The sequence below is a fragment of the Paracoccus beibuensis genome (assembly GCF_026162625.1).
GTDB classification, from domain to species: domain Bacteria; phylum Pseudomonadota; class Alphaproteobacteria; order Rhodobacterales; family Rhodobacteraceae; genus Paracoccus; species Paracoccus beibuensis.
In genome coordinates this window covers 204195-215374 of record NZ_JAOTBD010000003.1, presented here as the reverse complement: position 1 = coordinate 215374, position 11180 = coordinate 204195, and the positions used below count along the sequence as shown (strand labels likewise).

Here is an 11180-nt window from a genome sequence, read left to right as displayed (position 1 = left end):
CGATGGTGGCGCGGACATCCGCCCGCAGGCGATCCTCGATCGGATCATACGCGCTTGCGTCACGCAGTAGCGAAAAGGACGAGCTGTCGGTATTCTGCTTCATGGCGTGATCTCCCTGGCGTTGCCGCCGCCGGTCGGGTGGGTGAGTGTTCACCTGCAGATCACGCCGCCAGCCAATTTCCACCAGGTCCGAGACACAACCTGCCCGCCGTGTCGTACATGTCGGTGATGATGCCAATCCGGGTGCCGTCTGACCGTTCCGCGATCTCGCCAGAGTTGGCTTCGGCCGTCTTGTAGTAGTTATCCGTCACCCGCAGCGTCACCCCGGCGCGCAGCTTCAACGTGCCCTCGATGTTGAGCGTTCCGCCGGTCGGCCCGTCCCATCCGAACTCGACTCGCGTGCCGCTCAGGGTCAGCGTCTCGCCAGCCGGAACAGTGGCACTGGTGCCCAGCAACGTCTGGCTCTTGCCAATGAACCGGCCGTTCAGGTTCGTGAAGGTGCCGTTCAGCTTCACGCGGCCAGCAACTGCGCCGATCTTCAGGGGGAAGGCAGACGATCCGATGTAGACCTGACCCGCGCGATGAACGCTGATGTTCGCCGCGTCCAGAAGCGTGCCGATCGTCTGACGGCCGCCGACGTAGTCCATTCGGCCTCCCGAAAACTTCGCGGAGGCAACGGTGACCGTCTCGTGATTGAACCGGCAGTAGTTGCCGGCGAGATTGAAGGTGTCGCCGGAATGAGTGCCGGGGATGGTGTGATCCGGCCAGTTGTAGAGGTTGCTGTACCAGAACCCCTCCTGATCCGTGTCAGGCGTGAACACGAGGCTAGCAGGAGTGGTGCGCTCGGGGAGCGGCTGGCCGAAACCCTCCTTCACGTAGCGGATGACATCGAGGGTGATCGCGCCCAGCCCCTTCAGCGTCCGCATGTGCTGCAGGATTGTTGAGTCCGGCGTCGATATGGCCGTGCCCATCAGAAGGCCGCCCCAGTTCTGGAACGAGATCTGGTCAAGCTCCGCTTCCGGAATGGCAGGACATTGCTGTTGTTCCATCGGTCGGGGTTGTGGTTGATCCTCCACTTGTAGACGACCGTATCGTTGGCAAATTGCTTGCTCGTGGCGCCGCTGGGCGTGCCGAGATTGCCGTTTCCGCTGAAACGTGCCGCTATTTCGTCCGCGTCTCCGGGATCAGCCTTGGGCGCCTTGATCGAGCCCCACCCATTTAGGCCAAGGCCGATATTGATAGCCCCTGCCCACGCACCTCCGTTGGCGTCGTAGGAGCGTTTATTCCCGGCGCCCAATGCCACGCAGTCACGGATATACGAGAATGTTCCTGTGGCCTCGAGGCTGTTTGCAGATTGGAGACCTACGGCGATGTTGTTCTCAAAGAAGAAGCATCTGTCCACCACGCCTCGTCGAAGAAGTCGGAACCCACGAGTCTTGCGATCACCTTGCGCCCCACGACAGGGGCCAAGTTCGCATCCTGCATCACATCGCTGACGGTGGCCTATGCCGGCATGGCTGCCTCCTGTGCTTCGATGTCGATGGTGATCCAGCGCCCGGCCGGGATGTCGGCCAGTTCGCCATTGGCGCTGAACCAGATGACCCGGGCGCCGTCGGTCTAGGTCGCGGTGATGTCGGCGATCGGCTAGCCGGCTGCATCGCGCGGTGCTGCAATCTTCGACGCTGCCGTCCACGACCTGCTGAACAGCGCATGGTTCCGGGGCAAGTCTGCAACCTATCAAGGGATGATGCGTCCTCACGTCGAAGACATTGCCGCGAAGTATCCGAACGCTCCCGTGCGCGGGGTGAAGCCCAATCACATCGAGATGGATCTGGACAAGCTAGACCCCAATCCGGCCAACGACCGGCTCAAGGTTTGGCGGGCGCTGCTGACCCCCGCCAAGATCGATCCGAACCCGGCTCTGACCGTCAAGCGGCGCACGGTGCGGGTGATCGGCTTCGCAGCATGGGACAGCGACGAAATCGCCACGTTCCGGGCGCGGTGGCCTGTCGTGACGTCAGCAAGGGCCGCGTTCGAGCTGCTTTTGGACCGCTGCGCGCGCGAACGACGCCGTGATGATCGGGCCGAAGAACATCAGGTCTGATGGCATCCTGACGTTCGTGCAGTCGAAGACCGGCGGGCGGGCCTATGTGCCGTGGTCAAATCCTCTGCCCGAGTTCGCAGAAGGTTGGGAGGATGAGAGGGAAGTTGCAAAGCAGGCTATCACCGGCACCGGCGAGACGTTCCTAGCGGTTGCGAGTAAGTCCCCCAGTGTGAAGGGGCTTGGCGATCTGATCGCGGACGCGGCGCGGGCGACTGGCCTGAAGGACCGCTCGGCACATGGGCTGCGGAAGGCACGGCTTACGGAGATCGCGCAGGCCGGCGGCACATCTCACGCGATCATGGGATGGGGCGGGCACACGTCGCTGTCAGAGGTGGAACACTACACGAAGGCGGCGCAGATGCGGCGTCTGGTCGGGAGAGAACGGGGCAGGAACCTTGTATCACCCGGATGAAGTGATACACTTTCGAGCGTTTCGGCCAGCAAATGTCGGGAATGAAAATAGTAGTGGCAGCCCGTAGGGGAGTCGAACCCCTCTTTTCAGGTTGAAAACCTGACGTCCTAACCGATAGACGAACGGGCCACTTTCTGTCCGCTGCCAGACTTCCCTGGCGGCGTGAGCGGTGTTTAGGCAAAGCCGCCGGAGGGCGCAAGCGGAAAAATGGGGCTGTCTCGAAAAAATCCGCAGCTCGCGGATTCGTCGGAAAACCGGCAGTTCTGCGGGCGTTTGGCGGCGGCCTCGGCTGGCCTTGCTCGCTGGCATAGCCGGAACTGCCGCCGGTTCGCGCCAGATGGATCGCGGGCCCGCAGGGGCAAGCGCGCTTGCGACATTGCGCGTGCGGTTGTAGACCCGCGCCCGAACGAAAGGAAACGTCATGTCGATCACCGAGGATCAGGCCCGCAAGGTCGCGCATCTGGCGCGCATCGCGGTCGATGATGCCGCCCTGCCGGCGCTGGCGCGCGAACTCAGCGGCATTCTGGATTTCATGGAACAGCTGAACGAGGTCGATGTCGACGGCGTCGATCCCATGACGGGTGTGACGCCGATGCGGCTCAAGCGGCGGGAGGATGTGGTGACGGCGGGTGGCGTTCCCGAGCAGGTCCTGTCGAACGCGCCCGACGCGCGCGAGGGGTTCTTTGCCGTGCCGAAGGTGGTGGAATGACCGACGTGAACAAGCTGACGATTGCCGCCGCCCGCGATGCCATGCGCAAGGGAGAGGTGACCGCGGTAGAATTGACCGACGCCTGCCTGGCAGCCATCGAGGGCGCGGGCGCGCTGAACGCCTTCGTCCATCACACGCCCGACATGGCGCGTGACATGGCACGGGCCGCCGATGCGCGCATCGCGGCGGGCGACGCCACGGCCATGACGGGTATCCCTGTCGGCATCAAGGACGTCTTCTGCGTCAAGGGCGTCCCCAGCCAGGCCGGCAGCCGCATCCTGCAAGGCTTTACCCCCGAATACGAATCGACCGTGACTCGCAACCTGTGGGACGCGGGTGCCGTCATGCTGGGGAAGCTGAACCAGGATGAATTCGCCATGGGCTCGACCAACGAGACCAGCTGCTATGGGCCGGCGATCAATCCGTGGCGCGGCGCTGACGGCACGCAGCTGACGCCGGGCGGCAGCTCGGGCGGCTCGGCCGCTGCGGTGGCGGCCGATTTGTGCCTGGGCGCGACGGGCACCGATACGGGCGGCTCGATCCGCCAACCCGCAGCCTTTACGGGCACGGTGGGGCTGAAGCCCACCTATGGCCGGGTCAGCCGCTGGGGCGTGATCGCCTATGCCTCCAGCCTGGACCAGGCCGGGCCGATGACGCGGACGGTCCGCGACGCCGCGATCATGCTGGGCGCGATGGCCTCGGCCGATCCGCAGGACAGCACCTGCGTCGACCTGCCCGTTCCCGATTTCGAGGCCGCTCTGACGGGCGACATCCGGGGCAAGCGCATCGGCATCCCGCGCGAATACCGCGTCGACAACATGCCAGCCGAACTGGACGCCCTGTGGCGGAAGGGCGCCGATATGCTCCGCGACGCCGGCGCCGAGATCGTCGACATCAGCCTGCCGCATACGAAATACGCCCTGCCCGCCTATTACGTCATCGCCCCGGCCGAGGCGTCGTCGAACCTCGCCCGCTATGACGGGGTTCGCTACGGCCACCGGGCCAAGCTCTCGCAGGGCGACGGCATCACCGAGATGTACGAGAAAACCCGCGCCCAAGGCTTCGGCCCCGAAGTGCAGCGCCGCATCATGATCGGAACCTATGTTCTGTCGGCCGGCTTCTACGACGCCTATTACAACCGCGCCCGCAAGGTCCGCGCGCTGATCAAGCGCGACTTCGACCAGGCGTTCGACGCAGGCATCGACGCGATCCTGGCCCCGGCCGCGCCGTCGGCCGCCTTCCCGCTGGGTTCGGTCGACAAGGGCGACCCGGTGCAGATGTACCTGAACGACGTGTTCACCGTGACGCTGAACCTGGCGGGCCTGCCCGGGATCTCTGTTCCCGTCGGTCAGGATGCGCAAGGCCTGCCGGTCGGCCTGCAGTTGTTCGGGCGCCCCTTCGAGGAAGCGGAACTTCTGAACCAGGCGCTGGTTCTGGAACAGGCTGCAGGTTTTGTGGCCAAGCCGGATCGCTGGTGGTAACCTCGCCGAAACGGCATGTCGGAGGCAGGATGCGTGGCTGGGTGGCGATTGGGGTGCTGGCACTGGCCGGCTGCGGTGAACATCAGGGCTGGAACCCTAACTACCAGTTCGGTTCCAGGCCGTACGGCGATTACCTCGCCCATCGAGAGGTCACGCTGCTGACCGGCCGCGACCCGGTTCAGGGCATCCCCGTGGCCCGTCCGGCGCTGGCGCCGACGCCGGCCGAGATTGCCGGCATGGACCCAGTTCCGGTCCCGCCGACGATGCGCCTTCGCCGCATCGCGGTTCCAGCCGACGACGGCCCGACCCTTGTGCCGCCGCCCCGCCCCGAACCAGCCGAACCCATCGCCGTCGTCCCCGCACCGTGAGCGACGATACCAGCCGGTTTCCCAGCCCGAACCACGGCGACCGGCGCGGCCATCGGCCCTCGCTGATCGTGCTGCACTATACCGGAATGATCGACGCCGCCTCGGCCCGCGCAAGGCTTTGCGATCCCGTGGCCGAGGTCAGCGCGCACTGGCTGGTCGACGAACAGGGTCGGGTCGAGGGGCTGGTATCCGAGAGCCGCCGCGCCTGGCACGCGGGCGCCGGAAGCTGGCACGGCGCCGACGATATCAACAGCCGCAGCATCGGCATTGAGCTGGTCAATCCCGGCGACCGCCCCTTCCCGGCCGCGCAGATGGCGGCGCTTTGCGACCTTCTGCGGGCGATCATGTGCCGCTGGCAGATCGGTGCCGAAAGCGTCATCGCGCATTCCGACCTCGCTTCCGGTCGCAAGTTCGATCCCGGCGCCCGCTTCGACTGGGAAGGGCTAGCTCGCGAAGGCCTCGCCCTCTTCGACCGCGCAGGACCCTCGGATGCAGCGCCACCGCTTGGTCCCGCCCTCGAACGCCTCGGCTATCGGGCAACGGACCCCACCGACAGGTTGCAGGCCTTCCGTCTCCGCCACCGCCCTTGGGCCGAGGGACCCGAGGATGCCGGCGACCGCCGCCTGGCGCATCTCCTTCTGCAGCAGTCCGTGGATCACCACAGAGAAACGGCGACCAGCAGCGCCCCCACTTGACGCCCGGCACCTTCCCCGCCATACGACCCCAGCGCGGAGGGCTGGATGACCGCGGCGATCGAGACCGTCGAGGAAAGTCCGGACTCCATGAGGCAATGGTGCCGGGTAACGCCCGGCGGGGGCAACCCCAGGGAAAGCGCCACAGAGAACAGACCGCCTGCCCACGGACCTTCGGGTCGCGGGCCGGCAAGGGTGAAACGGTGGGGTAAGAGCCCACCGGGGGGCTGGCAACAGTCCCCGCATGGCAAGCCCCACCAGGAGCAATGCCGAATAGGGATCGCGCGCGGGTTCGCCCGCAGGGCCGCCTTGCCCCAGCAGATCCGGGTAGGCAGCTAGATCCGGCCGGTAACGGCCGGACCAGAGGAATGGTCATCCAGCCGCGCAAGCGGTGGACAAAATCCGGCTTACAGGCCCTCCGCGCAATTCCCGATCCCATTCAGGCCTGCAATCATCAGACGTTCTTGCCGCTCTTGCCGCGCGCTTCGGTGGCCGTGGCGATGGCGCTTGCGGCTTCTCCCTGCATCTTCTGGGTGAAGGCGACCATCTGCGCGGCGTAGGCCTCGGCCCAATCGGCAAAGCCTTTGCTGTCGGTACCGCCGGTCATCGACATGGCCTTGCTGCGCATCTCTTCGCCCTGCTTCGTCATTGCCTCGAACTGGGTCTCCCACGCGGTCTGCATCTGCTGCCACTGGCTGCGGACCGTGTCACTGGCGCCCTCCATGTGGGCGCGGATCTGGCGATTGACCTCTTCCTGCCGCTGCATGGCCGTCTCTTGCCATTGGCGAGCCTGCTCCAGCGCCTCTTCGTTGTTACGGCTCATGGCGACCTGCCATTCCTCCATCCGCTCCTCGAAGGTCCGGGTGTTCTCGGCCAGGGTGTTCAGCATGTCGGACAGTTTCATCATGGCGTTCTCCCACTGATCGGGCCATGAAAAAGGCCCCCGGACGCAAGCCTGCGTCCGGGGGCCCTGTTTGTCAAACGGCCTGCGACTCAGCCGCCGGTCTGCACCGGGCTGTCGGTCGGCAGGCCACGCTGCGCCTCGATCTCGCGCCAGCGGGCGACGGCGGCGTTATGCTCCTCCAGCGTCCGGTTGAAGGCATGGCCCCCGCTGCCGTCGGCGACGAAGTAAAGGTAGTCGGTCTCGTCCGGGTTCAGCGCGGCATTGATCGCCGCCCGCCCCGGGTTCGCGATCGGCGTCGGCGGCAGGCCGTCGATGCGATAGGTGTTGTAGGGCGTGTCCTCGTCCAGTTCGGACCGCCGCAGCCCGCGGTCGAGGATGCCCTGCCCGTTCGTGACGCCATAGATCACCGTCGGGTCGGTCTGCAGGCGCATGCCCTGCCGCAACCGGTTCACGAAGACGCTGGCGACCTGGGGCCGCTCGCCGGCCACGCCGGTTTCCTTTTCCACGATCGAGGCCATGATCAGCGCCTCCTCCGGCGTCTCGTAGGGCAGACCGAACGGGCGCGCTTCCCATTCCTCGGCCAGGATCTCGTCCTGCCGGGCGGTCATCTGTGCCAGGATCTCGTTGCGATTGCCGCCTTTCGACAGCTGATACGTGTCCGGTGCCAGGCTGCCCTCGGTAGGGATGTCGTCGACTTCACCGACCAGGAAGTCGGCCGCCTGCAGGGCTTCGACCACCTGCCAACTGGTGACACCCTCGGCCATGACCAGTGACAGGCGCACGTCGGCCAACTCCTGCGCCGCAGAGATCTCCTCCGGCGCCTCCTCGATGGCGGGATCGAACCGCGCCATCTCCTCGTAGGCTCCGGTCTCGGGGTTCATGTCCCGCAGCAGGATCGTGTTCTGCCGCACGCCGACGCGCACCACCACCTCGGTTCCGCAGGTCGATGGCCCGCCGGCGGTCACCGTGTCGACAATGCCCTCCATGCTAGTGCCCGGTTCGACCAGGAAGCTTCCGAACTTCAGGTCGCGCGCCTTGCCCATCATGTCAGCGCCCGCCCGGAAGATATAGGCGTTCGAAATCGCCCCCTGCTCGGCCAGCCGGTTGCTGACCGCGTTCAGGCTGGCGCCCGGCGCGATCTGCACACATTGCGCCACCGCGCTCGGCCCCGGTCCGGTGAATTCGCGCTTGGCCCAGGCCACGGCGGCGGCCGCGACGATCAGCAGCACGATTAACAGCGTCAGGAAGTTCGAGGCGATGTTGCGCCAGATCATTCCGCGACCCGTCCCAGGATCAGGCAGGCATTGGTGCCGCCGAAGCCGAAGCTGTTGGACAGCGCCACGTCGACCTTCCGGCGCACGGCCGCATTCGCGGCCAGGTCCAGCTTCGGCTCGACCGCCGGGTTGTCCAGGTTGATCGTCGGCGGGCAGATCTGGTCGCGGATCGCGAGGGCGCAGAAGATCGCCTCGACCGCGCCCGCAGCGCCCAAAAGGTGCCCGATACTGGATTTCGTTGACGACATCACCGCATTCGACGCATGATCGCCCAACAGCCGCTCCACTGCGCCCAGTTCGATCGTGTCGGCCATGGTGCTGGTGCCGTGCGCGTTGATATAGTCGAGTTGATGGGCCTCCAGCCCCGCCGAACGCAGCGCCGCTTCCATCGCGCGATAGCCGCCGTTGCCGTCCTCGGACGGTGCGGTGATGTGGTAGGCGTCACCCGACAGCGCGTAACCCAGCACCTCGGCATAGATTTTCGCGCCGCGCGCCTTGGCGTGCTCGTACTCCTCCAGCACGACCACGCCCGCGCCCTCGCCCATGACGAAGCCGTCGCGGTCGGCGTCATAGGGCCGGCTGGCCGCCGCGGGATCGTCGGCGCGCTTGGTGGACAGCGCCTTGCACGCGTTGAAGCCCGCGATCCCGATCTCGCTGATCGGGCTTTCCGCACCGCCCGCAATCATCACGTCGGCATCGCCGTACCTGATCAGGCGGGCCGCGTCCCCGATGGCATGCGCGCCCGTCGAACAGGCCGTCACCACCGCGTGGTTCGGCCCCTTGAAGCCATAGCGGATCGACACCTGACCCGAGATCAGGTTGATCAGGGCGCCCGGAATGAAGAACGGCGACACCCGCTTAGGTCCCCGCTCCTTGATCAGCACCGCCGTATCCGCGATCGAGCTCAGCCCGCCGATCCCCGACCCGATCATCACGCCGGTGCGCAACCGGCCTTCCTCGTCTTCGGGCAGCCAGCCCGCATCCGTCACCGCCTGATGCGCCGCTGCGACGCCATAGAGGATGAAGTCGTCCACCTTTCGGCGGTCCTTCGGCTCCATCCAGTCGTCGGGGTTGAAGGTGCCGTCGCTGCCATCGCCGAAGGGGATCTCGCAGGCATACTTCGTCACCACGTCCTTGGAATCAAAGCGCGTGATCGGCCCTGCGCCGGATTGCCCGGCCAGAAGCCGTTCCCACGTCGTCTCGACGCCCGAGGCCAGAGGCGTGACCATCCCCATTCCGGTGATAACAACCCTGCGCATTGGCGTTTCCTTCAGCTGCTCGCGTTTTTTGCGGTGATACACGGGCGTTACGTTTCACGCAACGCCACGAAACCGCGACCGGCGCTGTTCGGGCGGGACGCTGCCGCAGGTGTCGTCAGCGGGGGGTCCGGGGGCCGGCCCCCCGGCCGTCGCGGGACGCAAGCCTAGATCAGCCCCTCGTCCCGGAACGCCGGCCGCAGGTCGGTCTCGGGGCGTGCGCCGACATGGGCGATCACCTCGGCGGCCGCTATGCACCCCATGCGGCCCGCCACCTCCAGCGGCAGCCCTTGTGCCAGGCCGAAGATCAGGCCGGCAGCAAACTGATCGCCCGCTCCCGTCGCATCGACCGGTACGATCCGGTGGACCGGCGCCGTTACCCGCTCGCCCCCGCGGATCAGGACCGCATCCTCGCCTGACCGCGTGCAGATCACCGTCCCGCAATCGGCCGCCGCCAGCCGCAGCGCCTCCTCCAGGTCCTCGACCTGATAGAGCGACTGCCACTCGTGGATGTTGCCGATGACATAGTCCATCTGCCCCGCCACCAGCCGCCGAAAGTCGTCGCGATGCCGGTCCACGCAGAACGGATCCGACAGCGCGATCCCCGCCTGCCCCCCCACCCGGTGGATCTGGTCGGCAGCCTTCAGGAAGGCCTCCTTCCCCTTCGGCTTGTCGAACAGGTAGCCCTCCAGGAACAGCCAGCCCGCCCCATCGAAGACGCCCGGATCGACCTCGGCCGGCCCCAGCTCCGCCGAGATGCCAAGGTAGGTGTTCATCGACCGCTCGCCATCGGGCGTCACGAAGATGATCGTGCGCGAACTGGGCAGACCCGCCCCCGCGACCGGCGCATTGACGAACCGCGTTCCCGCCCCTTCCGTCTGGCTGGCATAGAGCCGCCCGATCTCGTCGTCCGCCACGCAGCCGATGAATGCCGTCCGGATCCCCAGCTTGCCGATCCCCGCCAGCGTGTTCGCCACGCTGCCGCCCGCAATCATCCGCGCCTGGTCGCGCCTGGTCGAGTGGTCGTCGGCCTGCGCCGCCATCAGGAACTCCGACCGCTCGCGGTCCACCAGTTGCATGATGCCCTTGGTGATGCCCAGGCTCTCCAGCCGGGCCTCCTCGGTCGGCGCGATGATGTCCATCACGGCATTGCCGATCCCGATCACATAGGGGTCGCTCATGCGGTCTTCTCCTCATACGGGCACAGGTCGCAGATTGGGCAGATCCCGCAGCGGGGCTTTCGCGCCTGGCAGATATAGCGGCCATGCAGGATCAGCCAGTGATGCGCATGCGTCTGGAAACGGGCGGGCACGTTGTCCTCGATCGCGCGCTCTACCTCGTCGACGTCGCGGCCGGGGGCGACGCGGGTCCGGTTGCCGACGCGGAAGATATGCGTGTCGACGGCTTGCGCCGGATGCCCGAAGGCGCAGGACAGGACCACGTTCGCAGTCTTGCGACCCACGCCGGGCAGGCTCATCAGGGCGGCGCGGCTGTCGGGGACGTCGCCACCGAACTCCTCGACCAGGATGCGCGACAGCGCGATCACGTTCCTGGCCTTCTGCCGGAACAACCCGATCGTCTTGATATACTCGGTGACACCCTCGAGACCCAGGGCCAGCATCCTTTGCGGCGTGTCGGCCACCGCGAACAGCCCGCGCGTGGCCTTGTTCACGCCGACGTCGGTTGCCTGCGCCGACAGCGCGACGGCCACGACAAGTGTGAACGGGTTCACGAACTCCAGCTCGGTCTCGGGCTCCGGATTGCCCTCGGCCAGGCGCGAGAAGATCTCGACCTGAGTGGCGAAGGGCAGCGCAGGGGGCAGACGTTTCTGGATGGCCATGGCAGTCTGCTTTTGACCTCACCAAGCCGGCATTGCAACCCGGGCGGCGACCCGGCAGTCCGGAAGCCGTGACGAAACAGTGACTTCCCTTCCCCAGGGAACTGCGACAGCTTGCCACGCGTTGAAAGCGCGCCCGGAAT

13 protein-coding genes, 1 tRNA gene and 1 other RNA gene are annotated in these 11180 nt (G+C 66.4%); 8 read left to right on the top strand and 7 right to left on the bottom strand.

Going from position 1 to position 11180, the window contains the following annotated elements; translation table 11 throughout:
• Positions 1-161 precede the first annotated feature (161 nt).
• Entirely contained in the window at positions 162-1049 is an 888-nt protein-coding gene (locus OC159_RS03890) for a hypothetical protein (RefSeq protein ID WP_265499836.1), read from the bottom strand.
• 305 nt (positions 1050-1354) lie between these two features.
• On the opposite strand from OC159_RS03890, the gene OC159_RS03885 reads away from it, so the two are divergent.
• From OC159_RS03885 to OC159_RS03875, 3 genes are all read left to right on the top strand, one after another.
• The gene (locus tag OC159_RS03885; RefSeq protein WP_265499835.1) at positions 1355-1621 is read left to right on the top strand and encodes a hypothetical protein; all 267 of its coding nucleotides are present in this window, start codon (positions 1355-1357) and stop codon (positions 1619-1621) included.
• 204 nt (positions 1622-1825) lie between these two features.
• A complete protein-coding gene (locus tag OC159_RS03880) occupies positions 1826-2104 on the top strand; it encodes a hypothetical protein (protein ID WP_265499834.1) in 279 nt (92 codons plus the stop codon).
• A complete protein-coding gene (locus OC159_RS03875) occupies positions 2076-2516 on the top strand; it encodes a tyrosine-type recombinase/integrase (RefSeq protein WP_265499833.1) in 441 nt (146 codons plus the stop codon). The genes OC159_RS03880 and OC159_RS03875 overlap by 29 nt, the downstream gene beginning before the upstream one ends.
• Positions 2517-2570: 54 nt before the next feature.
• On the opposite strand, the gene OC159_RS03870 is transcribed toward OC159_RS03875, so the two are convergent.
• Positions 2571-2645, bottom strand: a tRNA-Glu gene (locus tag OC159_RS03870).
• A gap of 292 nt (positions 2646-2937) precedes the next feature.
• Between OC159_RS03870 and gatC the strand changes: the two genes are divergently transcribed.
• From gatC to rnpB, 5 genes are all read left to right on the top strand, one after another.
• Complete coding sequence (gatC, locus tag OC159_RS03865; RefSeq protein WP_265499832.1) at positions 2938-3225, top strand: Asp-tRNA(Asn)/Glu-tRNA(Gln) amidotransferase subunit GatC; 288 nt, start codon at positions 2938-2940, stop codon at positions 3223-3225.
• A complete protein-coding gene (gatA, locus tag OC159_RS03860) occupies positions 3222-4706 on the top strand; it encodes an Asp-tRNA(Asn)/Glu-tRNA(Gln) amidotransferase subunit GatA (RefSeq protein ID WP_265499831.1) in 1485 nt (494 codons plus the stop codon). The genes gatC and gatA overlap by 4 nt, the downstream gene beginning before the upstream one ends.
• Positions 4707-4735: 29 nt before the next feature.
• Positions 4736-5074 (top strand): hypothetical protein, encoded by a 339-nt coding sequence (locus tag OC159_RS03855; RefSeq protein WP_265499830.1) that lies wholly within the window; start codon positions 4736-4738, stop codon positions 5072-5074.
• On the top strand, positions 5071-5769 hold the full coding sequence (locus tag OC159_RS03850; RefSeq protein WP_265499829.1) for an N-acetylmuramoyl-L-alanine amidase: 699 nt from the start codon (positions 5071-5073) through the stop codon (positions 5767-5769). The genes OC159_RS03855 and OC159_RS03850 overlap by 4 nt, the downstream gene beginning before the upstream one ends.
• Before the next feature lie 33 nt (positions 5770-5802).
• Positions 5803-6192: RNase P RNA component class A (gene rnpB / locus OC159_RS03845), an RNA gene on the top strand.
• 28 nt (positions 6193-6220) lie between these two features.
• Here the strand turns inward: rnpB and OC159_RS03840 are convergent.
• The 5 genes from OC159_RS03840 to nth form a co-directional block, all read right to left on the bottom strand.
• On the bottom strand, positions 6221-6673 hold the full coding sequence (locus OC159_RS03840) for a hypothetical protein (RefSeq protein ID WP_265499828.1): 453 nt from the start codon (positions 6671-6673) through the stop codon (positions 6221-6223).
• Between the two features lie 86 nt (positions 6674-6759).
• Positions 6760-7941, bottom strand: coding sequence for an endolytic transglycosylase MltG (mltG, locus tag OC159_RS03835; RefSeq protein ID WP_265499845.1), 1182 nt, complete (start codon positions 7939-7941; stop codon positions 6760-6762).
• Complete coding sequence (fabF, locus tag OC159_RS03830; protein ID WP_265499827.1) at positions 7941-9203, bottom strand: beta-ketoacyl-ACP synthase II; 1263 nt, start codon at positions 9201-9203, stop codon at positions 7941-7943. Before fabF ends, mltG begins: the two co-directional genes overlap by 1 nt.
• Positions 9204-9367: 164 nt before the next feature.
• Positions 9368-10381: an adenosine kinase gene (locus tag OC159_RS03825; protein WP_265499826.1), complete on the bottom strand. Its 1014-nt coding sequence runs from the start codon at positions 10379-10381 to the stop codon at positions 9368-9370.
• Entirely contained in the window at positions 10378-11040 is a 663-nt protein-coding gene (nth, locus tag OC159_RS03820) for an endonuclease III (RefSeq protein WP_265499825.1), read from the bottom strand. The genes OC159_RS03825 and nth overlap by 4 nt, the downstream gene beginning before the upstream one ends.
• Between the last annotated feature and the right edge of the window lie 140 nt (positions 11041-11180).

Excerpts from the sequence above, each read along its gene's own strand:
- OC159_RS03890 (WP_265499836.1), bottom strand. The coding sequence starts at position 1,049 with ATGGAACAACAGCAATGTCCTGCCATTCCGGAAGCGGAGCTTGACCAG.
- OC159_RS03880 (WP_265499834.1), top strand. The coding sequence starts at position 1,826 with ATGGATCTGGACAAGCTAGACCCCAATCCGGCCAACGACCGGCTCAAG.
- OC159_RS03875 (WP_265499833.1), top strand. The coding sequence starts at position 2,076 with ATGATCGGGCCGAAGAACATCAGGTCTGATGGCATCCTGACGTTCGTG.
- gatC (WP_265499832.1), top strand. The coding sequence starts at position 2,938 with ATGTCGATCACCGAGGATCAGGCCCGCAAGGTCGCGCATCTGGCGCGC.
- gatA (WP_265499831.1), top strand. The coding sequence starts at position 3,222 with ATGACCGACGTGAACAAGCTGACGATTGCCGCCGCCCGCGATGCCATG.
- OC159_RS03855 (WP_265499830.1), top strand. The coding sequence starts at position 4,736 with ATGCGTGGCTGGGTGGCGATTGGGGTGCTGGCACTGGCCGGCTGCGGT.
- OC159_RS03840 (WP_265499828.1), bottom strand. The coding sequence starts at position 6,673 with ATGATGAAACTGTCCGACATGCTGAACACCCTGGCCGAGAACACCCGG.
- fabF (WP_265499827.1), bottom strand. The coding sequence starts at position 9,203 with ATGCGCAGGGTTGTTATCACCGGAATGGGGATGGTCACGCCTCTGGCC.
- OC159_RS03825 (WP_265499826.1), bottom strand. The coding sequence starts at position 10,381 with ATGAGCGACCCCTATGTGATCGGGATCGGCAATGCCGTGATGGACATC.
- nth (WP_265499825.1), bottom strand. The coding sequence starts at position 11,040 with ATGGCCATCCAGAAACGTCTGCCCCCTGCGCTGCCCTTCGCCACTCAG.